This window comes from Blastopirellula sp. J2-11, from assembly GCF_024584705.1.
GTDB lineage: Bacteria > Planctomycetota > Planctomycetia > Pirellulales > Pirellulaceae > Blastopirellula.
Window position 1 is genome coordinate 3,345,282 of sequence record NZ_CP097384.1, and the last position, 26,125, is coordinate 3,371,406.

Annotated in this window: 19 protein-coding genes; 18 read left to right on the forward strand and 1 reads right to left on the reverse strand. The window is 55.8% G+C overall.

Features of this window, described 5'->3' with window-relative positions; translation table 11 throughout:
• Positions 1-205: 205 nt before the first annotated feature.
• Positions 206-502, reverse strand: a complete 297-nt coding sequence (locus tag M4951_RS13320) for a DUF1294 domain-containing protein (RefSeq protein WP_262022145.1) — start codon at positions 500-502, stop codon at positions 206-208.
• A gap of 546 nt (positions 503-1,048) precedes the next feature.
• Here M4951_RS13320 and M4951_RS13325 point away from each other — a divergent pair.
• The 18 genes from M4951_RS13325 to M4951_RS13410 all read left to right on the forward strand — a co-directional run bounded on the left by M4951_RS13325 (position 1,049) and on the right by M4951_RS13410 (position 26,121).
• A complete protein-coding gene (locus M4951_RS13325) occupies positions 1,049-2,056 on the forward strand; it encodes an AAA family ATPase (RefSeq protein WP_262022146.1) in 1,008 nt (335 codons plus the stop codon).
• A 46-nt stretch (positions 2,057-2,102) separates the two neighbouring features.
• Positions 2,103-2,978, forward strand: coding sequence for a DUF58 domain-containing protein (locus M4951_RS13330; RefSeq protein ID WP_262022147.1), 876 nt, complete (start codon positions 2,103-2,105; stop codon positions 2,976-2,978).
• Positions 2,975-3,952, forward strand: coding sequence for a hypothetical protein (locus M4951_RS13335; RefSeq protein ID WP_262022148.1), 978 nt, complete (start codon positions 2,975-2,977; stop codon positions 3,950-3,952). Before M4951_RS13330 ends, M4951_RS13335 begins: the two co-directional genes overlap by 4 nt.
• On the forward strand, positions 3,952-5,019 hold the full coding sequence (locus M4951_RS13340) for a vWA domain-containing protein (protein WP_262022149.1): 1,068 nt from the start codon (positions 3,952-3,954) through the stop codon (positions 5,017-5,019). Before M4951_RS13335 ends, M4951_RS13340 begins: the two co-directional genes overlap by 1 nt.
• Positions 5,020-5,082: 63 nt before the next feature.
• Complete coding sequence (locus tag M4951_RS13345; protein WP_262022150.1) at positions 5,083-6,177, forward strand: VWA domain-containing protein; 1,095 nt, start codon at positions 5,083-5,085, stop codon at positions 6,175-6,177.
• Positions 6,178-6,199: 22 nt separating this feature from the next.
• Positions 6,200-7,660: a hypothetical protein gene (locus M4951_RS13350; protein WP_262022151.1), complete on the forward strand. Its 1,461-nt coding sequence runs from the start codon at positions 6,200-6,202 to the stop codon at positions 7,658-7,660.
• A gap of 75 nt (positions 7,661-7,735) precedes the next feature.
• Entirely contained in the window at positions 7,736-10,597 is a 2,862-nt protein-coding gene (locus M4951_RS13355) for a BatD family protein (protein WP_262022152.1), read from the forward strand.
• A 91-nt stretch (positions 10,598-10,688) separates the two neighbouring features.
• Entirely contained in the window at positions 10,689-12,164 is a 1,476-nt protein-coding gene (locus M4951_RS13360) for a sensor histidine kinase (RefSeq protein ID WP_262022153.1), read from the forward strand.
• On the forward strand, positions 12,154-13,521 hold the full coding sequence (locus M4951_RS13365) for a sigma-54-dependent transcriptional regulator (protein ID WP_262022154.1): 1,368 nt from the start codon (positions 12,154-12,156) through the stop codon (positions 13,519-13,521). The genes M4951_RS13360 and M4951_RS13365 overlap by 11 nt, the downstream gene beginning before the upstream one ends.
• 375 nt (positions 13,522-13,896) lie before the next feature.
• Positions 13,897-14,514 (forward strand): GntR family transcriptional regulator, encoded by a 618-nt coding sequence (locus tag M4951_RS13370; RefSeq protein ID WP_262022155.1) that lies wholly within the window; start codon positions 13,897-13,899, stop codon positions 14,512-14,514.
• 397 nt (positions 14,515-14,911) lie between these two features.
• The gene (locus M4951_RS13375) at positions 14,912-15,892 is read left to right on the forward strand and encodes a DUF1559 domain-containing protein (protein WP_262022156.1); all 981 of its coding nucleotides are present in this window, start codon (positions 14,912-14,914) and stop codon (positions 15,890-15,892) included.
• 144 nt (positions 15,893-16,036) lie between these two features.
• Positions 16,037-16,447, forward strand: a complete 411-nt coding sequence (locus M4951_RS13380; protein WP_262022157.1) for a hypothetical protein — start codon at positions 16,037-16,039, stop codon at positions 16,445-16,447.
• A 149-nt stretch (positions 16,448-16,596) separates the two neighbouring features.
• Positions 16,597-19,995 carry a PSD1 and planctomycete cytochrome C domain-containing protein gene (locus M4951_RS13385; protein WP_262022158.1) on the forward strand — a complete coding sequence of 1,133 codons (3,399 nt, stop codon included), beginning with the start codon at positions 16,597-16,599 and terminating at the stop codon, positions 19,993-19,995.
• A 5-nt stretch (positions 19,996-20,000) separates the two neighbouring features.
• Positions 20,001-21,422, forward strand: a complete 1,422-nt coding sequence (locus tag M4951_RS13390; protein ID WP_262022159.1) for a DUF1501 domain-containing protein — start codon at positions 20,001-20,003, stop codon at positions 21,420-21,422.
• Between the two features lie 25 nt (positions 21,423-21,447).
• Positions 21,448-22,491 carry a succinylglutamate desuccinylase/aspartoacylase family protein gene (locus M4951_RS13395; protein WP_262022160.1) on the forward strand — a complete coding sequence of 348 codons (1,044 nt, stop codon included), beginning with the start codon at positions 21,448-21,450 and terminating at the stop codon, positions 22,489-22,491.
• A gap of 39 nt (positions 22,492-22,530) precedes the next feature.
• Entirely contained in the window at positions 22,531-23,652 is a 1,122-nt protein-coding gene (locus M4951_RS13400; protein ID WP_262022161.1) for a mandelate racemase/muconate lactonizing enzyme family protein, read from the forward strand.
• Positions 23,624-25,096, forward strand: a complete 1,473-nt coding sequence (locus tag M4951_RS13405) for an MFS transporter (protein WP_262022162.1) — start codon at positions 23,624-23,626, stop codon at positions 25,094-25,096. Before M4951_RS13400 ends, M4951_RS13405 begins: the two co-directional genes overlap by 29 nt.
• Positions 25,096-26,121, forward strand: a complete 1,026-nt coding sequence (locus M4951_RS13410; RefSeq protein ID WP_262022163.1) for an SMP-30/gluconolactonase/LRE family protein — start codon at positions 25,096-25,098, stop codon at positions 26,119-26,121. The genes M4951_RS13405 and M4951_RS13410 overlap by 1 nt, the downstream gene beginning before the upstream one ends.
• Positions 26,122-26,125 lie beyond the last annotated feature (4 nt).

Genomic DNA, 26,125 nt, shown 5'->3' on the forward strand with positions numbered 1-26,125 from the left:
GTATTTCATCTTGACCTATCCCTGGATCGGCTGCGAATAAATTTCAAGCACCACGCATTGGCCAGTGAAATACAGTCGGAAGGCATCTCGCGCTGGATACAGTTGATAAAGTGCGTCAACTCTAACTCGTTCCCCATTGCGGTGCTATTGCTTGCCGGCGAGTTCGACCTGAGGCGACTCGGCGATACGATGAGGCGAATAATCATCAATGGGAGAAATGGAAACCGGCGAATAACCACAGGTAGCACATTCCTGTGATGAAGATGGCATGCAACGCAACGATCAGCCAGAAGATGATCAGGAATGAGAGTTTCTGCGTCTTGTGCCGAAAAAATTGCTGCCCGGCCCAAGCCCCTGGCCAACCGCCGCTCAGGGCGAGTAATTGCAACGTGGCTTCGGGAATTCTTTGTTCGCCGGACCGCGCGCGGCGTTTGTCGATGCCGTAAGCGACGAATGTGACGCAACTCACTGCCAAGACCAGCATCGCATAGTAAATCAACATTTGTCCCAACGGGTGAAATCCTTTTTAAAAGTGATCGTCGCCAGAGAACAATTTCCTCGAAGGCCGACGCGATAGCTCAACAAACCGTGCTATGGTAGCGTGTTCTACTCGATCCGCCAGCGTTCTTTGCGATCACAATGTCTCCTGGTTGTGTTTCTTTGTTGGACGACAAGCGGTATTCGTCGAGAGCATACCGAGGATTGGTTTCTGTCTCCGGCGCCTGGAAGGCACGACAATAGCCCGCCAATTTGTGGCTTGTTTATTGTCACTCTACTAACAGGTTTGCTCCCATTGGCATCTGCAAATTCCTACCGGATCGGTAGGGACCGCGTTCCCTGCCTAAAAATTGAAGGCAGGATAAGCTCGCCGCACGAGATGGGGCAAAATGCCGCGCCGTGGTGGAACGCTACGCGCTTCCACAAGCCGCATGGTCAATTACGAGCTCTTTCTCGGCATATTTGCCAATTGAACGATTTGGCACATCGATTGCTATTTTGTTTTGGCGCCCTAAGGCCCCTTCACTCTCCTTTGCATAAGGCGCACTCAATGATTCAACAAAGTGCTCAACGTTCACGCGTCATCGAATTAACCGAAGAAATCAAGTTGCACAGTGCGCCGTTGCGGCGAATTGTCAGCGAGGTCAATCACGTTCTTGTTGGACAGGAAAGGCTGGTGCATCGGATGCTGATCGGGCTGTTGGCGAATGGCCATATTCTGATCGAAGGCGTGCCGGGACTCGCCAAAACAACTGCCGTCGCGAGCCTGGCGAAAGCGATCAACACGGGCTTCCAGCGTCTGCAATTCACGCCTGACTTGTTGCCTGCAGACTTGATCGGGACGCTCGTTTATCGTCCCCAGGAGCAAACATTCGTCGTGCAGAAGGGGCCGATTTTCTCAAATCTGATTTTGGCGGATGAAATCAATCGAGCGCCAGCGAAGGTGCAAAGCGCGCTGCTGGAAGCGATGCAAGAACGACAAGTCACGATCGGCACAGAAACCTTTCCGCTGGACGAACCGTTTCTCGTTATGGCGACGCAAAATCCTGTTGAGCAGGAAGGGACTTATCAGTTGCCGGAGGCGCAGACCGATCGGTTCATGTTGAAAGTGATCGTCGAGTATCCCAACCGGAATGAAGAGCTGCAGATCTTGCGACGGATGAGCAAGACGTCCGCCAAGTTTGAGATCGCCCCCGTGACGTCGCCTACCGATATTATGGCGGCTCGAGACTTGGTCGATCAGGTGTACGTTGACGAAAAAGTCGAGAACTATGTGGTCGATCTGGTCATGGCGACGCGTACGCCGCAGGCTTACGGGTTGAACCTCGACGAATTGATCCAATTCGGCGGGTCACCTCGCGCAACTATTAACCTGACGTTGGCGGCCAAGGCAAACGCCTTCCTGGCGGGTCGCGGTTATGTCACGTCGCAGGATGTCAAAGAAATCGCTCTCGATGTGCTTCGCCATCGTGTGATCGTTACCTATGAGGCCGAAGCGGAAGATCGCACCAGCGCATCGATTGTGCAGGAGATTCTCGATCACATTCCGACGCCGTAAGCGCTGCGTCGTCCTGTTCGATTCTCCTTGCCTAGGATTTCTCTCCATGATACCTCGCGAAATTTTTAGAAAAATCCGCCATATTCAGATTCGTACGTCGCACAAGGTTGATGAACTGCTGGCCGGCAATTGGCACTCTGCATTTAAGGGCCGCGGCATCGAATTTGAAGAGGTCCGTCCCTACCAGGTTGGCGATGATGTCCGCACGATTGACTGGAATGTAACTGCTCGTAGCGATCAGCCCTATGTGAAACTGTTTCGCGAAGAGCGCGAACTGGCGGTCTCGTTGCTAGTCGACCTCAGCGCGTCGCAAGATCTCGGCACGACGACGCAGACCAAACGAGAATTGGTCGCGGAATTGGGCGCCATCCTGGCGATGTCAGCGATTAAGAACAACGACAAAGTTGGCCTCACTCTCTTCAGTGACGACATCGAGAAGAACGTTCCGGCGCGGAAAGGTTCGCGGCATGTCTTGCGACTTATCCGCGAACTACTTTGTTGCGAACCGGTCGGAACCGGCACGAATCTACGTACCGTGCTAGAGCATTTGAATCGCACTGCGAAACGGCGTACGGTCGTGTTTTTGATCAGTGATTTTCAAGATGGCGGTTACGAATCAGCGCTCAAGGCGGCTTGCCGTCGCCACGACATTATCCCAGTCGTCATCGCCGATCCACGGGAGGCCCAAATGCCCAACGTCGGGCTAGTACGACTGCACGACGCCGAAACCGGACAAGTCGTTGTCATCGACACGGCTAGTCGGAAGAACCGCCTACTGTACGCCAAACTATATGTGGAGCAAGCGGAGTCGCGCGACAACCTGTTTCGCCGACTACGACTCAGCCCCATTCATCTGCAAACTGGTTGCGACCTCGTCGATCCGCTACGCAAATATTTTCATCAACGCGAGAACCGGCAATGAACATAACTCCTTTCACAAGCCGAATCGGTCGCCTAGTGCTGTTTGCCGTAGTCGCTAGTTGGACATCCATTCTTCAGGCGTCCGCGGCGGAACCAGCGCGCGTCACAACCACGCCCACTCAGACTTCACGACATGTGGCCGAACCCTTCTGGATAGACTGGACGGTTACGGCGTCAGCAGGCGTAACCGTCACTTTTCCTGCTACTGGGGATAAACTGGGCGACTTTGACATCCTCGATACGCAAGACTTGTTCGATATCCCGGGGGTCGACTCCGCCGACCGGCGGACTTGGACCAGACGGTTGCAACTAGAGAGCATCGTTACTGGCGAGTTAACGGTCCCTGCCCTCGAAATCCAGGTGGCCGATCCAAATTCGTCACAGATCCTTCGATCGCAAGCCGTGCCGGTGCAAATCGTCAGTGTGCTTGAGCAACGGGGGGATCCGATGCAGTTTCGTGACATTCAATCAGTCGTGGATGTGGCAGTCCCCAATCGTCCGTCGCACGCTTGGATGGGGTGGACGCTGGCCGGGTTCTCGGTAGTAGCGTTGACCATTTCGGCCGCGATCTTCACGCGTCGCAAACGCTGGTTGACGCCGGCTCAATGGGCGACGCAGCAACTCGATCAACTCGAAGCCGCCTCGCATGAGCAGGCAGGCAATGCGGCCGTCATCCAACTGGCGTCGATCATGCAGAGCTACGCTCAGATGCAATTTTTACCTCCTGAACCGGGCCGCACTTCCGAAGAATTGCTGCTCGAACTCACGGAAAAGGAATTGCTCGATTTCCCGACCCTAGAGCAACTCCGCGAGCTATTTGCTATGGCGGACGAAGCGAAGTTCGCCAGGCTGCCTGTTTCGGCTGCAGAATTCCAAGCCATGCTAAAGCTATCGCATTCGCTTGTCGGTCGTCTGCACCAAGCTGCGGATTCTGAGCCTACATTAACCGCTTCCAAAACGACAGAGGTGCTCTAGTGTTTTATTCACCTTGGTATTTCCTGCTCTTACTAATCGTTCCGGTGGTCGTGTGGCGGTTGTTCGCTCCCCGCCGACGCAGCGCCATCCGCTTCAGTTCGGTCCAGCTCGCTGGGCAACTTGCTCCGACTTTGCGGCAACGCTTGATGTGGTTGCCGGGTGCTTTGACATTGGCCGCCGTGGTAGTGCTGATCATCGCATTGGCGCGTCCACGCGAAGGTCGCGAGCAAACGATCGTTGAAAACGAAGGGATCGCGATTGAGATGGCTGTAGACCGCAGCAGCAGCATGCAAGCGATGGATTTTCAATTAGGCGGCGAACATGTCGATCGGTTGACCGCAATCAAGAAGGTCGCCGGCGACTTTGTGAACGGCGATGAAAATCTAAACGGGCGAGTGAGCGATTTGGTCGGTTTGATTACCTTTGCCGGATACGCCGATGGAGTCACGCCGCCGACGCTGGATCACACGTTTCTGGTGTCGCAATTGAATCATTCCCAAATCGTGACCAATCGCAGCGAAGACGGCACTGCGATCGGCGATGCGATTGCGCTGGCCGTCGAGAAACTCAACGCACTCGACGCACGACAGAAGGAAAAGGTCCAAAGCAAGATCATCATCCTGTTGACCGACGGCGAAAACAACGCCGGCGACCTAGAGCCCGTTCAAGCCGCCGAACTGGCGCAGACGATGGGGATCAAGGTCTACACCATCGGCGTTGGCACAAAAGGGCGAGCGCCGATACCGGTTACCGACATGTTTGGCCGTAAGAGCGTGCAGTGGATGCCGGTGAATATCGACGAAGAAACGCTCGAAAAAGTCGCATCGATCACCGGCGGAAAGTACTTCCAAGCGACCGATACAGACTCCCTTAGAAAAATCTACAGCGAGATCGACCAATTGGAGAAAACGAAGGTCGAGGCGCAACACTTTGTTGACTATCGCGAGTTGGCGGTGCAATCGTACGCTATCGGATTGTTCACGCTCCCTCCGCTGTTATTGATCGCTTTTGGACTGCTATTGGCGCGCGTCGTGCTAGAGCAAACATGGCTGAGAGAATTGACATAACCGCCAAATATTTCGCGTAGAAGCTCTCAGCAAAGAGTCGGCTACGAGTGGAGAGAATTCAAAATGGATATTCAATTGGGCAGCCCCAGCAACTTGGGATTGATCGCTCTGGCGGCGACCGGTTTGATCGTCACCGCTTGGGCGATCGTCGCAAGTCGCCGCGCTGCGGGGCAATTCGCAATGGCGCCGTTGCGACGAAGACTGATCCCCTCCGGGGCTACGTCACGTCGCTGGACCTCGGCCATCCTCGTTTCGGTCAGCCTGGCGATGATCGCTATCGCACTGCTAGATGTTCGGTGGGGCAAGATCTGGCGTGAGGCCCCACAAAAGGGAATTGAAGTTATGTTTGTCCTGGACGTCTCGCGCAGCATGCTGGCCGAAGACGTCACGCCGAATCGCTTACAACGAGCGAAACAACAAATTAAGGACATGCTGGAAGCGATGACGGGAGACCGTGTCGGCCTGATCGCGTTCGCCGGAGCAACGCGGCAATCGGTTCCGCTGACGAGTCACTACGAAGATTTCAAACAGACGCTCGACTCGGTTGGACCGCACTCAGTGCGCAGCGGGGGTTCTCGGCTGGGGGACGCAATCGCCGCTGCCGCAGACGGGTTCATCAATACGACAAATGACCACAAAGCGATTGTCGTGTTCACCGATGGCGAAGACCAGGAGAGCAAGCCGGTCGACGTCGCCAAAAAACTGTATGCCGAACAAGGGATTCGCGTTTTCACCGTCGGTCTGGGCGATATGGATCAAGGGGCTCGCATCCCCGAGTCCGAAGTAGGACAAAACGGATTCATGAAATATCAAGGACAGCAAGTCTGGACGAAACTGAACGGCCAAGTGCTGGAGCAAATCGCCACCGAAAGTAACGGCGCCTACGTTCCCGCAGGCACACGACACGTCAATATGGCGGACGTCTACCGCAACTATTTGGCGCAGGTCGAACAGACCGAATTCGAGACAGCGAAGATCAACGTCTATATCCCCCGTTTTCAATGGTTCGCGGCTCCCGCGTTGGCGCTGCTGTTGTTGGAAGTCTTCCTTTCTTCACGCAATAGCAAGTTGGCGCCCGCCGCCGCATCCCATGTCATGATCCGTTCCAGCCAGAAGACTGCCGCATCCAATGCGAGTTCGGCTTCAACCGCCGTCTAACCTCTGTGAGAAATAGTCAATCATGAGACATGTGACCATATTATTCACCGTATTGCTGTTCGCAGCGCTCGCAAAGCCTTCGTTCGCCGGCAGTCCTCTGGATTTAGAGATCGCGGCAGCCAAACGCATCAATGCGGCGAACGCCATGTTGCGTGAGGGGAAGATTGAAGAAGCGATCGGCGGCTATCAACAAGTTCAAGCGACTATCGAAGACCGCAATACGTTGCAGTACAACCTGGGCGTCGCTCAATTCCGAAGCGGCGACTTGGCCGCGGCAAAAGAGGCGTTCACCATGGCGGCAGCCGCGGACAGCGCATCGCTAGCTTGCAAGAGCCGCTACAACCTGGGCAATTGTTATTACAGCGAAGGTTTGCAGCAGATCGAGCAAGAAGACAAAGCCGCCGCGATCGAGTCACTGCAACAAGCAATCTCGCATTATCGCGGATCATTACGCGGCAATTCCCTCAATACCGACGCTCGGGCCAACATCGAGTTAGCCAGTGACTTGATCCGCAAGTTGAAACAGGACCAGCAACAGGACCAGCAACAGGACCAGCAACAGGACCAGCAACAGGACCAGCAACAGGACCAGCAACAGGACCAGCAACAGGACCAGCAACAGGACCAGCAACAGGACCAGCAACAGGACCAGCAACAGGACCAGCAACAGGACCAGCAACAGGACCAGCAACAGGACCAGCAACAGGACCAGCAACAGGACCAGCAACAGGACCAGCAACAGGACCAGCAACAGGACCAACAACAGGACCAACAACAGGACCAACAACAGGACCAACAACAGGACCAACAACAGGACCAACAACAGGACCAACAACAGGACCAACAACAGGACCAGCAACAGGACCAGCAACAGGACCAGCAACAGGATCAGCAACAGGACCAGCAACAGGATCAGCAACAGGATCAGCAACAGGATCAGCAACAGGATCAGCAACAGGACCAGCAACAGGATCAACAACAGGGACACAAGAACGACCAGAAAGAAGGTGAGCAGAGTTCACAATCGCAGTCGTCGGAAGACAAAAACCCCAAGGATCAGGAACAGCAATCCGAAGATTCCTCTCAGCCAAACAAGCCGAAAGCGGATCCAGAAATCCCAGAGGATCAGGAGCCGCAAAGAGAACAAGAATCATCCCCACAGCAAGACAATTCGCACGACAGCCAAGCGAATCAACGGTCACAAGACCTGTCCTCGCAATCGGCTGCCGACGAAGCATCTCCTGAAGAGGAAGCGGATGATCCCCAAGAGATTCCCACAGGCAAACTTTCCGGCGCCAGTGAACAGGAGCAGAAGCAGGACGATCCGCAAGCTGCAGTTATGGGGAACAACGAGAAAGATCTTATGTCCAAAGAAGAGGCGCTTAAAATGCTGCAGGCAGTTCGCGACCGCGACATGTTGCGAAGACTGCAACAGCAAAGAGCGGAACGTTCTCGCCATATATCGGTCGATCGCGACTGGTAGAACGATTGCAGACTCTTGCAAGTGTCTGACTACATCCACTGTCATATAAACGGCTTCGGCGTTGGAGAAATAGAGATGAGAAATATGAAATCGCACCAAGGGGCAATGCTCATCGTTGCAGTGATCTGCTTCGTCGGTATCGCGGCGACTGCCCAAGCAGGCGATGTCGACGCTCGACTGTCATCGCGCGAGGCCTATGTCGGCATGCCGATCACCTTACAGATTTCGATTGCCAATGCGAATGACTTCGAACAACCCACGTTGCCTTCGATCGATGGCTGCGATATTCGCTCTGCCGGAGCGCCGGCACAGAGTTCTCAAGTCACGATCATGAACGGACGCCGTAGCGAAAGTCGTAGCGTCACCTTTCAGTATCTCATCACCCCCCGACGCGCAGGCAACTTTGAACTTCCACCGCTGACGATTCATGCCGACGGACGCAATGTAACCACGCAGCCGCAACGGTTCGTCGCTACCAAGAGCATCACTGGCGATCTGCTGTTCGTCGAGATCACCGGCGGCAAAGAAAAGGTCTTTGTCGGCGAACCGCTGGAAATGACGCTAAAGATTTGGATCAAGCCATTTCATGACACGGAGCGGAACATCACCCTCTCTGAAGGGGATATGTGGAATATGATTTCCGAGCAAACGACCTGGGGCGGATTCGCCGATCGACTGCAAGAGTTAGCCGAGAACAACCAACGGCCAGGCGGACAAGAGGTTCTGCGCGATGACGGTCAGGGAGACGAACGCAGCTATTACCTCTATGAGATTACGGCGACCGTTTACCCCAAGCGAGCCGGTCAGATCGATGCGGATGACGTACAGATTGTGGTCAACTATCCCACGGCCTTGGGCGCGTCGCGATCTTCGTTTGGCGGTCTTTTTGGGGGGAGCCCTTTCGCCGGCAATTCGGCCATGTCACGAATGATGAACGACGACTTCTTCACGTCTCCCTTTGGAAATCAACTTTCCGTCACCTCCTCTCGCCCGATCGTCGGCGACGTGAGCGTTGACGCGACTGTCGTAACGCCGGTTCCGCAAGCGGGCCGCCCCGCCGACTATCGCGGCGCGGTAGGTCGTTATCGAATTGTCACACGAGCCACGCCAACGGCTGTTGAGGCCGGTGACCCAATCACCTTAGACATCGGCATCGCCGGCAGCGGCCCCATGGAACTGGTGCAGGCCCCGCCGCTGAATATGTCGTCTGAACTGACCACGAACTTTCACGTCGCCGATCAATCCCTGGCCGGCTTCGTGCAAGACGAGACGAAAGTCTTTTCGACAACGATCCGTCCTCGCCAGGCGGGAATCACAGAAATCCCCGCGATTCCGTTCAGCTTTTTCGATCCCGAAACAGAATCGTTCCAGACCGTACATAGTGAGCCGATTGCCATTGAAGTCAGTGAGTCGGAAACGTTGGCCTTAGATGCGATCGTCGGCAACGGGCGTGGCCAACAAATGCGCAATTCTGCCTCGAGAGACGTCGCCGTCGCGGAACTGCCCGACTTTACCAACAACAACTCTACCAGTATTCTCCTTCCCCAATCGCCCCCTTCGTCGGTCAAGTGGTGGTGGGCGCTGGTCGTGATCCCCCCTGGCGTCTGCCTAGGGCTGTTTCTCGTGTCGAATCAGCGAAGAATCGCAGATCAGCTGCTCCGTTTTCAGTCCCCGCGAAAACGTTGCCTCTCGACGATTGAAGCTGCAACCAACGACGCCGCGATCGCTGATGCTCTGGCGCAGTACATTGCTCGCGCAACTCGGACTCCATGCCAAACGACAAGCGGCGCGTTGGGACAACTCCGGCTTCGCGGCATGTATGAGTTGGCCAATGAACTGGATGCCTTTTTCCAAGAGCTCCAGCGCCCGTTCGTTTCTGAAGACTCTGCGCAAGCCCAACTTGTACAGCGCCAACTGGCGAAAGGCTTGGTTGAGAAACTGGACGCGTCACTGCAATCGCAAGCGAAATCGCCGGTTCGCCGATCCGAACGACAGAAGCCAAACGCGACTGTTCGCGTGTTGCAGCGTTCTCTGCCGCTGATCATTGCGACTGCTTTGTTCGCTATCCCGGCAAGTCGTGGTTTCGCCGCTGAAGACTCTCCGCAGATCGAAACTTCCTTAACCGGTGTTGAGTTAAACGTGCAGCAACAGCAAACGACCCTAGCCGAAGCTGGCGCCGACTACGCCCGGGCAAGCGAACTGGCCGCTACTGATTCCGCCGTTGCCAAGCAACTTTTTGAGAAGTCAGCCGGCAGATACCAACTGCTGGTCGATGCAGGCGTTCACAACAGTCAGCTCTTCCTGAACCTAGGCAACGCCTACCTGCAAAGCGGCGAGTTAGGACGAGCCATCGCTAACTATGAACACGCACGAGAGCTTGATCCTACGAATCGGCAACTGCTTGCGAATCTCCGGTTCGCCAGCAGCAAAGTGAAACGTGTCGCCGAAAATGACGCGATCGCCAGCTTTAGCGGCGCACCGATCTCGTTCCATTGGTGGCAGCACCATCTCCGATCCGCCAATGATCGCATCATTCAAGTCGTGGGGTTGCCGACGGTGATCGTCACTCTCATCTTGGCGTCGCTTGCCTTTTGGAGCCTCTGGAGCGTGCGAGCTGTCGGCGTTAACTTTCGTGCTTGGCGGTTGGCGGCGGCGCCGCTGTTGATATTTCTGGTTTCCCTAGGCAGTTACTACCTAGCGTCCACCGACCCCACAAGCGTTGGCGACGCCGTGATCGTGGCCGATCAGTTGCAGCTACACGCAGGGGACGGTAATCAGTTTGAAGAAGTAGCCGCCGTCGATCATATGCAAGGGCGCCGAGTCAAGGTGCTGGCCCAGCGCGGCCAGTGGACGCAAATTCGTACCGCGCACGGCCAGATCGGGTGGACTCGGAGCCAGGATATTGAACCTACTCGCCTGCGCCCTACCGGTCTGTGACCTCGATTCGGGTATGGTATAACATGACGCGCATCGCCGTCGGAAGATGGTGAACTGCGGAAGTCAATTAACATGCGCACAGGCATTCCCCATGCGATTAGCGGCCAAGCTGATCCTGATATTCCTCGTTGTCGTGGTCTTGCTGACAGCGACCAACACCTATATCGCGATTCAAGGACAAAAAGCGTCATTCGAACGTGAGCAAACCGAGTACGCTCAGCGCGTGGGTAAGTCGATTGAAAGCGAGCTGTTGCTAACCTGGAACAAGCAAGGCGACGCCGGGGTCGACGCCCTATTGCTGGGTGAACACTCCTCGAATCAGCTTGTCCAGATCCGCTTTATTTCGCTCGAAACCGAAGCGCCAATCGCGAAACAGCCCGCGGCTTCGCCTGAATCTTTGGCCCCTGTCACGCGTGGGCAGATGGTTTCCGTAATGGTCAATGGGCAAAAGGGCGCAGCCTGGCTGCATACCTACTATCCTGTGATCGGCGGCGATCAACGTCGAGCGGCGCTGGAGTTTTCGCGACCTGCCGACGATCTGCAGCAGCAGAATCGTTTGGCAATCTATCGCGCGCTGGCTACGATCGGCGTTTTGGCGATCGTGGGCGTCGGCTTGGTGATGTATGCCGGAGTAACGCTCGTCGGCAAGCCGCTGGACCGCCTGATTGAGAAAACGCAACGCATCGCGGCAGGCGATTTTTCGGATCCGCTGGCGATTAACGGCAGTGGAGAACTGAGCCAGTTGGCCCAGGCGTTGAATAAGATGTGCGAGCAATTGACGCAGCACCAGGAAACCATACGACGCGAATCAGCGACGCGCATCGCGACACTGGAGCAATTGCGCCATGCCGACCGGCTGAAGACGGTCGGGCGGCTCGCGGCCGGAATCGCGCACGAATTGGGAACGCCGCTGAATGTCGTCGCCGGCCGAGCCGGCTTAATCGCCGCTGGAAAACTCTCTGAGACTGAAACCCGAGTGAGCGCCGAAACGATCAAAGCGGAAGCCAACCGAATTACCCTGATTGTGCGGCAGTTGCTCGACTTTGCACGACAAAGTCGGCCGCAGCGCACCGAAGAGAACGTCAGTCTACTTACGGGACGGACAATTTCCTTGCTGCAACCGTTGGCCGAGAAAAAAGGGGTGACGATTACGGCCGCAGACGCAGAACGGATTGTGGCCTCGATTGATTCATCGCAAATACAACAGGTGCTGACCAACATCATCATGAACGCGATTCAAGCCGCGCCGGACAGCGGCCAAGTCACGGTATCCGTTCGGCGCGAGACGCGTCGCTCACCAGAAAAATTCGAAGCGGATTACGTCCGAATTGACGTGCAAGACAACGGCAGCGGCTTCGATGAGCAAACGCGTGAACAATTATTCGAACCGTTTTTCACTACCAAAGACGTAGGAGAAGGAACCGGTTTGGGACTGTCGATCGCCTTTGGGATTGTGCAGGAACATGACGGTTGGATCGATGTCGTCAGCCAACCGGACGACGGCGCGTGCTTCTCTATCTACTTGCCGATTCAACCTGCCGCGTCGGAACGAACCCATGTACGGTAACATCCTGATCGTTGATGACCAGCAAAGCATGTGCGAATTGATTCAGACCGACCTGAATCTGCGATCCTTCCAATCAAGCTGGTTCACATCGGCGGAAGCAGCGTATCACGCTTTGAACGAGAATGAGTTCGACGCGGTATTGACCGACATCCGCATGCCTGGCTCCTCTGGGATTGAGCTTTGTGAGCAGATTGTCGCGAATCGCCCTGACGTGCCTGTGATTGTGATGACCGCCTTTGGGAGCCTGGAAACGGCGGTGGCCGCGATTCGCGCTGGCGCCTTTGACTTTGTCACCAAGCCGATCGAAATGGATCTGCTGGCAATTTCATTGGAACGCGCTGTCAAGCACCGGCGGCTGCAGCAGCAGGTCAAATTGTTGGGCGAGGCGGTGGATCACTCGCGTCATTTTGGCGAAATCATCGGCGAAAGTCCGCCGATGCAACGGTTATTTGACCAGATTTCGCGGATCGGCGAATCCTCGTCATCGGTCCTGATCACCGGGGAAAGTGGAACCGGTAAGGAGCTTGTCGCTCGCTTGTTACATCGACAAAGCCGGCGGGCCAATGGCCCCTTTGTCGCCGTCAATTGCGCCGCGCTGCCCGAAACGTTGCTGGAAAGCGAGCTCTTTGGTCACGCCAAAGGCGCTTTTACCGACGCCCGAGCTGAACGCAAAGGTTTATTCCAACAAGCCGAGGGAGGGACCTTGCTACTGGATGAAATTGGCGAGATGCCGATTGCAATGCAAGTGAAGCTATTGCGAGCGCTAGAGGAGAATAAACTTCGCCCCGTAGGCGGCGACCAGGAAATTGAGTTTAACGTTCGTATCTTGGCCGCCACCAACCGCGATCTCGAAGCGGCCGTGGAGGATCAAAAGTTTCGTGATGATTTGTTCTATCGTATTAATGTCATTCAGCTTGAGTTGCCGCCGCTGCGATCCCGCGGGACCGACATTCTGCTGTTGGCTCGCCATTTCGTGACTACACACGCCAAACGTGCGGAGAAATCGGTTACCAGTATTTCCGACCAAGCCAGTGAAAAACTGTTGGCCTATTCCTGGCCAGGCAATGTGCGTGAGCTGCGAAATGTCATCGAACGCGCCGTCGCGCTGACGCGTTACGAGCTGCTCGCCGTAGAAGACTTGCCCGACAAGATTCGCGACTATCGCAGCTCACAGGTCTTCATCGGCGGCGAAGATCCGGCCGATCTGGCGCCGATGGATGAAGTGGAACGCCGTTATATCCTTCACGTGCTCAGCGCTGTCGGCGACAACAAAACCACCGCCGCACGAATCCTTGGCCTCGACCGCAAAACGCTTTACCGAAAGCTAAAGCAATATGGCGTGGAAGAGAATATCTAAACATTCGCGAGCATGAACAAGCAACGTATCGGCTGCCGCTTTCCATCTACCTGACCCAAATTTCCGCACCCACTGGCTGGCAGATTCTCCCCCAAGCTGGTTTATCTGTGTTTTGAGAGTCCCCAAGGCGAACGGAGACTCGAACGATGAAGATCCCAAAACGGCGTAAGTGGCAATTATTGGATGAGCGGCGCTCCTTCTTTTCCGCTCCACTGGCCCCGTATTCCTGAGCGTCTAAGAGCATTTGCCAGGGGATCTTTCCATGACCGCAATTGACATTCCGCCAAGTCGCGTACACATTGAAGAAAGGCTGCGGTGATTGTCGACAATTTGAAAAAACGCGGCGAAATGGTTTGAAAAATGGCGGATCCCTGCATGGTGGACAACAAAAAATCACGTCGATCCACTGAAATTGTCGAGCAATTGCGCGAGGAAATCCTCTCCGGACAACTCACCGAAGGTTCTCGTTTGACCGAGATAGATGTCTCGAAACGGTTCAAACTGGGGCGGAATGCGATTCGTGAAGCGTTTCAAAAACTGACGCACCAGGGTCTGCTGGTCACGCGTCCCAATCGCGGCGTCGTCGTCGCATCAGAACCGCCGAAACCGATTCGCGATTTGATCGTGCCGATCCGGCAAATGCTGGAAGGGTACGTGCTGGAGTTGATCTTCGACGAGTTGAACGACGAAGACTTCGCCCGCTGGGAAGATTTGCTCACGCGGATGAAAGAGGCCTGCGCCACAAAGGACTATGCCGCAATTGCCGAAGCCGACATCGCGTTTCATCGTTCGATTTTGGAACGAGCTGGACAACCAGACCTGCTAGCCATCTGGGAGGCGATGGTCTATCGCATTCGTTCCCATTTTCGTAGGACCCAGCGCCGTTGTCCCGATCCGATGGGGATCTACGACGAACATCGCGCCATCGTCGATAGCATTCGATCGGGCGATCTCCAAGCGACTCTTGCGCTACTGAACGAGAAGATCGAGTAAGCGTGCAATCGCACGCGCCTCTTGCAACCATCGCCTGACTTCGATGCAGTTGCTGTCCAAATCTGCTTAGTGGACTAGCGTTTCCGCAGCTCCCCAGATCCCGTCACCCAAGAGCGGTTTGCACATTAGTGCGATATCAGCCGCCTAAATAACGCAAAAAAGACCAAAGTCCGCCCACAGAGTGCGTTTGGCATCTCGACAAAAGTAATGGCACGGAGATTGCGTTATTTCTTGCCAAAAAGATTGTTGACAATCCATGCTGTTTTGTCGACAATCCAGGGATGGACAGTGAGGTGAAGATCATCGGAGCGAATGAGCCACGGCGAATCTCCACGACTTCTCCTCCGCACCATCCCTTCTCGATCTTCTTATCCCGATACTTTCGTTGGAGGTTGTCATGAGAGTTGTCGATTTGGTTGCGGCACGTCGCCGCACGCGCGGTTTTACACTGGTCGAACTGCTGGTCGTTATCGCCATCATTGGAGTACTGATTGCGCTTCTGTTGCCGGCCGTGCAGCAAGCGCGAGAAGCGGCGCGGCGGATGTCTTGCACTAACAATCTCAAGCAGTTGGCGCTGTCGATGCATAACTACCACGACACGCTCCAGTCGTTTCCTCCCGCCGCTTTGGCGTCAGCCAATGTTGTCGCCGGTAACGCGCCTGTGCAGCCAGGCCATGAGTGGTTCTCCGGCTACAAGGTTCTTTACGAGGGGATGATTGGGTGGCCTGCGTTCGTTCTCCCCTACGTCGAGCAATCGGCTCTTCACGATCAGATTGATTTCAACCGCGTCGCCTATGCCGAACACTGGTGGGACCAGTGGTACTATAGCGCTGAGTGGACGGCGAGCGGTGATCCGGCCAACAAGCTCCCCTCGGAGTTGGTTCCAGAATCGTTTCAGTGTCCATCCAGTGTGAAGGACGCCTTGATCGCCAACTCCCACAAGGATTACGCCGTCGCCGCCCGAGAAATGGCCGAAAACTCGGCCAGAGACGGGACCGGAGATGGAATCTTTTTCACGAACAGCGGGAGCAGAATGGGCGACATCATTGACGGAACCAGCAATACCTTCTTGATGCTCGAGCAGAGTACGTCGAGCAAACGCTTCCTGGATCGAGGAAGCAACCCCTTCTTCTTTGTCAGTCATCCCTGTGAAGGCATGGCGTTAACGGGATATGACCCCACCTCGATCGTTTTTCCGCCCAACATGGTTGGAGCGGATTGGGGACAGGTGATGCGATCAGCTCGAAGCTTTCATCCCGGCGGACTCAATGCGGCAAGAGCCGACGGCAGCGTGGCCTTTGTGACAGAAACGGTTGACACAACAATTTGGGTCAACACCTTCACTCCCCAAGGCCAAGAGGTGGAGACCTATCGATAGCATTCGAAGAACGGAAAAAAGGGGGGACAGGAATTGACTTCCCCCCTTAAGGAAACAGGAAAGGCGCCATGTTCGATACGCAACCTTCCCTGAGCCTAGCGTCGTCCCGCCAGGCTCCTAGCACCGATTATTCGGAGGAATACGATGTTCCACTACTTGGCAAGTATTGCAGTCGCAATGCTGTTATGCACCGTTGGCTGCAGCCCGAAGTCACCCTATGAGATTGTAGAGCTGGAAGGAACGCTCACCTACAAGGGAGAACCGCTGGAAGGAGTCATCGTTCACTTCCGTCCGAGCACTGGGCGTGAAAGCATGGCGACGACGACTGCAGGGGGGAAATTCGTCATGCTCTACACTTACGATTTGGACGGCGTGCAAACTGGGCCCGGCGAATTTTTCCTGTCGCTGCCGATGTCAGGCGGGGGAGTTGTAGGCGGGAAGGCGAAGAAGAATCCCGCGATCGCCGAGGCGATTCGCAAGTATTCCATGAACGGGACGCCTGTAGCGGTTCAAATCACCGAATCCAGCCGCGACTACAAGTTGGAGTTGAAGTAGGTCTGTGCAATTCCCCATCCCGAGATGAGGAAATCGTCAACGGAGAAACAAATCAAGGATTGCGATGTGTCAGTTTCGCTCCGTTAATGTTTCGTTATAGCCGCGAGTCAATCTGTCTCCAGAAGGTTGTCACCGGTCCGAGTAAGTCAATGCCAAGAATTGTCTCCAATCCAAGTTGCGCTTTGATGTTGCCTGTCCTCGTTTGGATTGTCGCGGCAGCGATTGTCGCCTATCCAACGGGGCTTGCGGCTGAGACGCCCAATGGTTCGCAAAATCAGGCAAACGACCATTTCGAAAGCAAGATTCGCCCATTGCTGGTCGAAAATTGCTACGAGTGTCACGGGCCCAAAACCCAATGGGGCGGTCTCCGCTTCGACGCTCGTCAGTTCGCCATCGCCGGGGGAGATAGCGGCGCCGCGATCGTCCCCGGCAAGTCGGCCGAGAGTCTCCTGGTGGAGCGAATTTCATCGAGTGACGAACTCGAGAAAATGCCTCCCCAGTCGAGCGGCAAGAATCTGTCGCAGGCGCAAATCGATCTTCTCCGTCAATGGATCGACTCTGGTGCGGCCTGGCCCGAATCGGATCACCCGCAATTGGATGAATCCGCCAAGCGAGACCATTGGGCGTTTCAACCGATCTCATCGCCGTCGCCGCCAGAAGTGAAAAATGCAACTTGGCCGCAGAATAACATCGATCGATTTATCCTCCACAAGCTAGAAGCAACAGCGCTTGCTCCTTCCCCGCCAACCGACCGCCGCACTTTCATTCGCCGCGCGACGTTCGACTTAACTGGTTTACCACCTTCGCCGGAAGAAGTTGAAGCCTTCGTCGCTGACCAACGACCAGACGCTTACGAGCGGTTGATCGATCGCCTGCTGAACTCTCCAGCCTATGGCGAACAATGGGCGCGGCACTGGCTCGATGTCGCACGCTATTCCGACACCAAAGGGTACGTCTACGGTCGTGAAGAGCGCTTCTTCGTTCACTCGGTTCACTATCGCGACTGGGTCATTCAAGCGTTCAACAGCGACATGCCCTACGATCAATTTGTACGACTCCAACTCGCGGCCGATCAAGTGGCTCCAGACGATCCCCAAGCGGCGGCGGCGATGGGATTCGTGACGCTTGGGCGCCGTTTCCTAGGAGTTGAACCCGACATCATCGATGATCGCATTGATGTCGTCACGCGCGGACTGCTCGGCTTGACGGTCGGTTGCGCCCGTTGTCACGACCACAAGTTCGATCCGATTCCAACGGCCGACTACTACTCGCTCTACGGCATCTTTCAGAATTCGGCCGAAAAGACCGTACCGATCTTTGATCAGTCGGCTAACGAGAAAGTTCAAGCCGAACTTAAAAACCGAAAGACCAAACTCCATACAGGATTGCAGGCAACGCGACTGGAATTCGCCAACCTGACAAGAAGTCGCGTCGGCGACTATCTGCAAGCCCAATTCGAGCTCGAAAAATACCCTCAGCAAGCGTTCAGCCAGATCCTCTCGAAGAAGGACCTGCTGCCCACAACTGTCTGGGGCTGGCAGCGCTACCTACGAAATGCGGAGAAAACGCAACATCCGGTTTTCGTCATCTGGACCGCGCTGGCGAAGTTGCCGGATGAAAACTTTCTCGACCAGGCAGACATCGCATTGACGCATCTTCGCGACTCGTCGAACGCGATCAATCCATTGGTCGCCAAAGCGTTTGCGACGACGCCAGCAACACGGACGGAGATGATCGCGCGATACGCAGAACTCTTTCATAAGATTAGCCGCAAGTGGGACGAACAATTGGCGGCTGCAGCAACGCAAGGAAATCCTCCACCGAAAGCAATGGACGATAGCGCGGAAGAAGAGTTACGGAAGGTGCTCTATGCCGCCGGGTCTCCTTGCGTGATTCCTGATCTCGACTTTATCAACATCGAGTTTGACTTCGATACCAACTCCTGCGTTGAGATGTGGAAACTGCAATCGGCGTACGATCAGTGGATCCTCGCCAATGCCGAAACGATTCCGCATGCGGTCCAACTGGTCGATAAACCGACAATCGCAACACCGCGAGTTTTACGTCGCGGAAACGCCAACAATCCCGGCGACGAAGTGCCGATGCGGTTTCTCAAAATACTTTCGCGCGAAGATCGACGCCCGTTTGAACAAGGAAGCGGGCGACTTGAACTGGCCGAAGCGATCGCCGCGGCCGATAACCCGCTGACCGCGCGGGTCTGGGTCAATCGGGTCTGGATGCATCACTTTGACCACGGAATCGTCCGCACGCCCAGTGACTTCGGAACGCGAGCTGACCCACCGACGCATCCCGACCTGCTCGATTGGCTGGCGCGCAACTTCATCGATGGGGGCTGGTCCACCAAGGACCTGCACCGCCAGATCATGCTATCGGCCGCCTATCAACAAAAATCGACGGGACCGGCGAGCCCCGCAGCGTATGCGCAAGCGAGTCAGCAGGATCCCGAGAATCGCTTGCTCTGGCGGATGAACCGACGACGCCTAACCTTTGAGCAGTTTCGTGACGCGAGTCTTAAGGTTGCAAAAGATTTGAATCGCCGCCCTGGAGGAAAAGGAGATCCCTTGTTCGCCGTGTCGAAAGATGGGGCGCGACGAACGATTTACAGCCTGATCGAACGAGAATCGTTGCCCACGATCCTGCAAACTTTTGATTTTGCGAATCCCGATCTGCACACGCCGCAGCGATCGGAAACGACGGTTCCGCAACAAGCTTTGTTTGGGCTGAACCATTCATTTCAGGCAGATCGCGCGCGTTCGCTCGCCGCGCTGATCCGTGAGCAATCTGCCAAGACTACTGCAGAATCGGTTGACTCTTTGTTTCGTCAAATATTACAGCGGTCTCCCAGTCCATCCGAACAAACCGCCGCACTTCAGTTTGTACAAGCGGCGAATCATCAGGAAGCTGACGATACTCTCGCTACGGCGGAAGCCTGGAAGTATGGGTACGGCGAAATCGAGCCGGTGACCGGGATGCTGTTGAACTTCACTCCCCTTCCCTACTTTACCGGCGACGCTTGGCAAGGAGCGACGTCATGGCCCGATACCCAACATGGCTGGGCTCAGATCACAGCCGACGGCGGTCATCCCGGCAACGACTTACGACATGCAATCGTTCGCCGCTGGACGGCGCCAGCAGACGGAACCTACGCCGTCAAATCAACGGTAAAGCATGAAGAGCCGATCGCCGATGGAATTCGCTGCTGGATCCTGACCAGCAGCGGCAAAGTCCTTCGCAAAGAACTTGTCCACAATACGACGCGGACGATGGACGTCCCCAGTGTCGAGTTGAAGCAAGGGGAATCGATCGACTTTGTCGTCGACATCCTTGAAGTGCTAAATAGTGACCAACACCTTTGGGCGCCGCAGATCAATATGCTCTCGCAAAACGGCGTCGCGTCCAGCGACTTGCCGCTTCCCCGGTGGAACGCTCAGCACGACTTTACCGGCCAGCGCAACCGTCAACTCGACGCATGGGAGCAGTTGGCCCAGGTCCTCCTTCTCTCCAACGAATTCCTGTTTGTGGATTAGCAATCATGCCTTCAAACCATACAGATTCGCTCAATCGCCGTGAGATGTTGCAGCGATCTGGAATCGGGCTGGGGATGCTCGGGCTATCGTCGCTTGTTCAAAGTCCCGCCGATGCACTCGCTAGTCCCGCAGCAGCCAAATCGCCCCTGGCCGTGAAAAACCCTCACTTTCCAGGCAGGGTCAAGCGTGTGGTCCACTTCTTTCTCAACGGCGGTCCGTCGCATGTCGATACGTTCGATCGGAAGCCGATGCTGCAGAAATACGCGGGACAAACGCCGCCGATGTCGCTCGCCACTGAGCGGAAGACCGGGGCTTGCATGCCGTCGCCGTTTAAGTTTCAAAGATATGGCGAAAGCGGGATCGAAGTAAGCGAGCTGTTCGCCAAGACGGCCGAACATATTGACGACATCGCGGTGATTCGATCGATGTACGCCCAGGTTCCTAACCATGAGCCTTCGCTGATGTTAATGAACTGCGGCGACTCGGTCCTGCCGCGGCCCAGCGTCGGCTCGTGGACACTGTATGGCCTGGGAACCGAAAACCAAAACCTGCCGGGCTTCATTGCGATGTGTCCCAATGGCCAGCCGGTTAGCGGCGCCGCTAATTGGCAATCGGGATTTTTGCCTGGCAGCCTGCAGGGAACCTACATTGACTCGAAACACGAACAACTTGACAAGTTGATCGAGAACATCCGAAGTCGACACGCAACGATTGAGATGCAAAGTCGCCAGTTGGAACTGCTAAATCAACTCAACAACGAACATCGCAGCCAGCGGCATGATCCTCGCCTGGAATCTCGGATCCATTCGTTTGAGTTGGCCTTCCGCATGCAGATGGAAGCGGCCGACGCATTCGATATCAATCAAGAAACGCAAGAAACTCGCCAGCTCTATGGCGAATCGGTTCACGGTCGACAAACGCTGATCGCGCGGCGTCTGCTAGAGCACGGCGTACGTTACGTCCAACTTTGGCACGATGCTGGAAACGCGTGGGACCATCACGCCAACCTAGAGCCGAGCCACCGCAAACTTTCGCAGCAGATCGACCAACCGATCGCAGCGCTAATGACTGACCTAAAACGCCGCGGCATGTTTGAAGATACGCTGATCATCTGGGGAGGCGAGTTCGGCCGCACGCCGACCGTAGAACTCAACGGCAGCGGCGCAACAACGTTAGGACGCGACCACAATCATTACGGTTTTACCGTCTGGATGGCTGGCGGCGGCGTTCGCGGTGGAACTGCCTATGGCGCAACCGACGACTTTGGCTTCAAAGCGGTAGAACGCCCGACCAGCGTGCATGACCTACACGCCACCATTTTGCACCTTCTGGGATTCGATCATACGCGATTAACCTATCGCTATGCTGGTCGCGACTTCCGTCTGACCGACGTGCATGGTCATGTGTTGAACGACATCCTCTCCTAGTTCCACGGAAAGTAACGACGCAGTTATGTCAGAACCAATCGTCTCACGACAAATCGTTCGCCCTGGAGATCTCGATCTCGATTCGCCGGGACGACGCGACTATTGGGTCGCGCTCGAACATGACAGCATCTGGGGAGACCACTTGATTCCGCTCACCGTATGGGTCGGCAAGAAAGCCGCCGCCGATCGCGGGTTGGTCGCCTTTGGCGCCAATCATGGCAACGAGTATGAAGGGCCTGTCGCGCTGAAAAAGCTGATGAGTGAGATCGAAACGGAAAACGTCGTCGGTCGCATCATCCTGATCCCGGTGCTGAATCCGTCAGCATTTCGAGCCGGCACGCGTGAGAGTTCGCTCGATGACCGCGTCAACCTCAATCGCGCGTTTGTCGACGGAGCGGGAACGACGCCAGCTCTTTCTGGAATCACGCATCGTATCGTCGCGTTCGTGCGTCAGCACATTTGGCCACGAGTGCACGTCGTGATCGATTTGCACAGCGGCGGCGATGTCGCAAGATTTTCTCTCTGCTCCAGTTTTCACCCCGTCGACGATCCTGTTCAGTCGAAAGCGATCGAGGAGACAGCTCGCTGGTTTGGGGTTCCTAGTCTGATGGTTTATCAGAATGCGACGCCGGGATTATTGCCGAGCGAAGCGGAACGTCTCGGCAAGATCACCATCGGCACCGAGCTTGGTTGGGGACGCGCGGTAAATCTGGAAGGGGTTCGCTACGCTCGCCATGGCGTTTTGGCGGCGGCGATCCATCACGAACAACTGCTGGGCCAGATCGAACCCATTGGTCACCACCGGGCCGGCACGCAAATGAAGCTAACAACGGTCGATCGCGACTGCTATAGCGTAGCGCCGTTTGACGGTCACTTTGAGCCGTTGATCGATTGCGGCACGGCGGTAAAGCGTGGAGACGTGGTTGGATTGCTGCATGATTTTGATCATATCGACATGCCCCCGTGGCAAGTTCGCGCCCAAATTGACGGCGTCGTCTTGGCGCAAGCCTGGGCCGCAGCCGTCCCCCGCGGTCAGCACATTGTTGTCGTAGGACGCATAACGCCGTAAGCGTTGCGATTACTAGTTTGTTTCGGAATGAGCCCACCTGTGAAAATCACTCAGATCATCTGTCAGATTCTGCGAATTCCTCAAGTCGAGGCAAAGACCGCCAGTAGCCAAGACTCCGTTTTGATTCGAGTTCGAACCGATACCGGGTTGGAAGGAATTGGCGAGGCCGACTCGTCGCCGGAAATGGTGAAAGCGGTCATCGATGCTCCCTTTAGCCACAACATCGCAACCGGCCTGCGCGATCTGTTGGTCGGCGAAAATCCGCTGGAGACCGATCGCCTTTGGCAAAAAATGTATCGCCGCACAATGTATTGCGGTCGCCGCAGTGTCACGATCACCGCGATGGCGGCGATCGATATGGCGCTCTGGGACCTGAAGGGGAAGTACTTTGGTGAGCCTATACACCGCTTGCTGGGCGGAAAACAGCATGACCGGATTCAGGCCTACGCATCGATCCTGTTTGGCAAAGATGGCGGCGAGACTGCCGCGATCGGTCGACGTTGGCGCGAAGCAGGCTATCGGGCGGTCAAGTTCGGCTGGGAACCGATGGGACCATCCGAAGCGGTCGACGTCGACCTCGTACGAGGCGCTCGTGAGGGGCTCGGTTCCGATGGCACTTTGCTGATCGACGCCGGCTGCGTTTGGGATGCGCGAACGGCGCTGCAGCGAGCTCACGCGTTTCAAGATTTCAAGATTGGCTGGCTAGAAGAACCGCTTCATCCCGACGACTACGAAGGGTATCGCTGGCTGCGTGATCGCTCGCCGGTTCCTATCGCCGGGGGTGAAGAAGAATGCGGACGACAAGCGTTTCGTCCGCTGATCGATGGCCGTTGTCTCGACGTCTACCAGGTCGATCTATCGCGTAACGGATTCACCGAAGCGGCCTATATTCGCCAACGGATCGAGGAAATCGGCGCTCGGCTGTGCAATCATTGCTACACGAGTCCTGTCACCGCTGCAGCCAGCCTGCATTGGCTATCGACCTGTCGTGACGCCTTTTTGTTTGAAGATTGCGTCGAGGATTCTCCGCTGCGTCATGAATTGACGCACGAGAAAATCCAGGCGATCGACGGTTGGATCTGTCCGCCCGATGGACCGGGACTAGGAATTACGTTGAACGAGGATTTCGTCAATGCACACCGCGTCTGTGAATCACACTGAAAGCCGTCAGGACGTTCAACCTGAGGCGACGACGCGGGTCCGCTACTGGATTCTGTTGTTGCTCTGCGTCCTCTCGATGATCACGTACCTTGACCGAGTCTGTTTCGGCGCCGCCGCGCCCGAAATTAGCCAGGCAATCGGACTGACCGACGTTTCCCAAATGAAGTGGGCGTTCACCGCATTTGCGCTGGCGTACGCCCTATTCGAGATTCCAACAGGCTGGCTAGGGGATCGCCTTGGTCCCCGCAACCTGCTGATTCGAATCGTCATCTGGTGGTCGGCTTGCACTATTTTAACCGGGGCCATCGGCCTAAAGTGGGGCGCGATCAGTTTTGGCGGTCTCGGATCATTGATCGCCCTCCGTTTTTTGTTCGGAGCCGGCGAAGCAGGCGCCTATCCGAACATCACGCGAGCCATTCACGACTGGTTTCCCAAACGCGAATGGGAATTTGCGCAAGGGGCCATTTGGATGACCGGGCGATTGATGGGAGGTGTCACACCGGTGATTTGGGCGATCCTGGTCGGCAACGCTCTCTTCCCTGTCGCACCGCTCGATTGGCGTGGCGCGTTTTTTCTGTTCGGTGGAATCGGCTTTCTTTGGTGCATTGGGTTCGCCTATTGGTTTCGCAACTCGCCTGCACAACATTCCCAGGTAAGCAAAGCGGAGCTAGCCGTGATTCATCAGGGTAGAACAAAGTCGACAGAGTCGCACAAGATCGTCTGGTCGATGCTGATGACCACGCGCAGCTTGCACGCACTATGGCTGATGTACGCGTTGGTGACGTTTGTGTGGATCTTCAACATCACCTACCTGCCAGCCTATTTGCTGGAGAGATTTCAGGTGGAAAAAGGGAATTTGCTAGGAGCGATCTATTGCGGCGCACCGCTTTGGCTGGGCGCCGTCGGTTGTTTATCGGGCGGATTTCTCGTCTCGTGGTTTGCGCGGCGTACAGCGACCCGGGCCCAAGCGCGCCAACGGCTTGGAGTGATCGCCATGCTGGTTGGCAGTTTGCTCTGGGTCGGCGCTTTCTGGAGTCCGAACATTCATCTGTTCTGTCTGATGGTGGCCCTCTCCGCATTTTGCATTGATCTGACGGTCGGTTCGGCTTGGGCCAGTTGTCAGGATATCGGGCAAGAGAACGCCGGCGTCGCCGCGGCCAGTATGAATATGATCGGTACGTTCGGCGCCGCCTTCGCCGGTTGGCTAACAGGAACGCTGATTCAGAATTCGCTGACCTACAGCGCCGCTCGCTCAGTAACGACGGTTGAGTTGCTGTCGCCACTACAACGACAAGCGGCGATCCTCGTTGGATATGACCAGTTGTTTTTGATCAACATCTTTGTGTTTCTGGCGGCGGCCATCTGCTGGCTGTTCGTGAAGGTCGATCCCCCTGCGGACGACGTATCCACTCCTTTCACCGATGAATCTCCTGGGAACATCTGATGAATCTTCGCATCCTCGGCGCCGGCGTTCTTCTACTGCTTACAGCATTCAGTATTAGTCGTGCCGAGACTCCACAGCCCTACCCGACATTCGGCGAAATCATTCGCTTGGATCCGCGAATCAATGCGATCCTCCCGGCTGACGCCAAGCTAGAGAAACTGGCGAGCGGCTTTGAGTGGAGCGAAGGGCCGGTCTGGTCGCCCCAAGACGAATGCTTGCTTTTCTCCGATATTCCCAACGACTCGATCATGCGCTGGTCGGAAAAATCAGGACTCTCGCTCTTTCTAAAACCGGCCGGACAAAGCGGCGCCGTGCGCCGCGGCGCCGAGCCAGGCAGCAACGGTCTGTTACTTGACCCGCAAGGCAATCTGGTCCTGTGCCAACATGGCGACAGGCAGATCGCACGGCTCGAGGGAACCGACCCCGCGTCTAAACAAACGGTGCTAATCGACTCGTACCGTGGGAAGCGACTTAACAGTCCCAATGACGGCGCTTTCAAGTCCAACGGCGATCTCTACTTTACCGATCCGCCGTACGGATTGAAGCTGGTCGAGAAAGATCCAGCGCGAGAGCTTCCCTACTCTGGCATTTTTCGGCTTACCCCCCAAGGCGAACTAACCCTACTTAACGACAAGCTGACCTTTCCAAATGGCCTGGCCTTCAGTCCGGACGAAAAGAAGCTCTACGTCGCACAGTCCGATCCCCAAGCGGCCTTATGGATGGTCTACGACGTACACGCAGACGGCACGCTCAGCGAAGGCAAGGTCTTCTTCGACGCGACCAAATGGGTCGCGATCAAGAAAGGCTTGCCCGATGGCCTGAAGGTCGACCAGCAAGGCAACATTTTCGCCACTGCGCCCGGCGGCGTCTATATCTTCGCCCCTGATGGTACGCATCTCGGCACAATCGCCACCGGCGAAGCGACCGGCAACTGCGCATGGGGAGACGATGGCAGTTCGCTCTACATTAACGCCGATATGTACTTAGGAAGGGTGAAAACATCGACCCGCGGCGCCGGTTGGTAGTTGA

Coding starts and splice junctions, on each gene's coding strand:
- M4951_RS13320 (WP_262022145.1), bottom strand. CDS start 502: ATGTTGATTTACTATGCGATGCTGGTCTTGGCAGTGAGTTGCGTCACA.
- M4951_RS13325 (WP_262022146.1), top strand. CDS start 1,049: ATGATTCAACAAAGTGCTCAACGTTCACGCGTCATCGAATTAACCGAA.
- M4951_RS13330 (WP_262022147.1), top strand. CDS start 2,103: ATGATACCTCGCGAAATTTTTAGAAAAATCCGCCATATTCAGATTCGT.
- M4951_RS13335 (WP_262022148.1), top strand. CDS start 2,975: ATGAACATAACTCCTTTCACAAGCCGAATCGGTCGCCTAGTGCTGTTT.
- M4951_RS13345 (WP_262022150.1), top strand. CDS start 5,083: ATGGATATTCAATTGGGCAGCCCCAGCAACTTGGGATTGATCGCTCTG.
- M4951_RS13350 (WP_262022151.1), top strand. CDS start 6,200: ATGAGACATGTGACCATATTATTCACCGTATTGCTGTTCGCAGCGCTC.
- M4951_RS13355 (WP_262022152.1), top strand. CDS start 7,736: ATGAGAAATATGAAATCGCACCAAGGGGCAATGCTCATCGTTGCAGTG.
- M4951_RS13360 (WP_262022153.1), top strand. CDS start 10,689: ATGCGATTAGCGGCCAAGCTGATCCTGATATTCCTCGTTGTCGTGGTC.
- M4951_RS13365 (WP_262022154.1), top strand. CDS start 12,154: ATGTACGGTAACATCCTGATCGTTGATGACCAGCAAAGCATGTGCGAA.
- M4951_RS13370 (WP_262022155.1), top strand. CDS start 13,897: ATGGTGGACAACAAAAAATCACGTCGATCCACTGAAATTGTCGAGCAA.
- M4951_RS13375 (WP_262022156.1), top strand. CDS start 14,912: ATGAGAGTTGTCGATTTGGTTGCGGCACGTCGCCGCACGCGCGGTTTT.
- M4951_RS13380 (WP_262022157.1), top strand. CDS start 16,037: ATGTTCCACTACTTGGCAAGTATTGCAGTCGCAATGCTGTTATGCACC.
- M4951_RS13385 (WP_262022158.1), top strand. CDS start 16,597: ATGCCAAGAATTGTCTCCAATCCAAGTTGCGCTTTGATGTTGCCTGTC.
- M4951_RS13390 (WP_262022159.1), top strand. CDS start 20,001: ATGCCTTCAAACCATACAGATTCGCTCAATCGCCGTGAGATGTTGCAG.
- M4951_RS13395 (WP_262022160.1), top strand. CDS start 21,448: ATGTCAGAACCAATCGTCTCACGACAAATCGTTCGCCCTGGAGATCTC.
- M4951_RS13405 (WP_262022162.1), top strand. CDS start 23,624: ATGCACACCGCGTCTGTGAATCACACTGAAAGCCGTCAGGACGTTCAA.
- M4951_RS13410 (WP_262022163.1), top strand. CDS start 25,096: ATGAATCTTCGCATCCTCGGCGCCGGCGTTCTTCTACTGCTTACAGCA.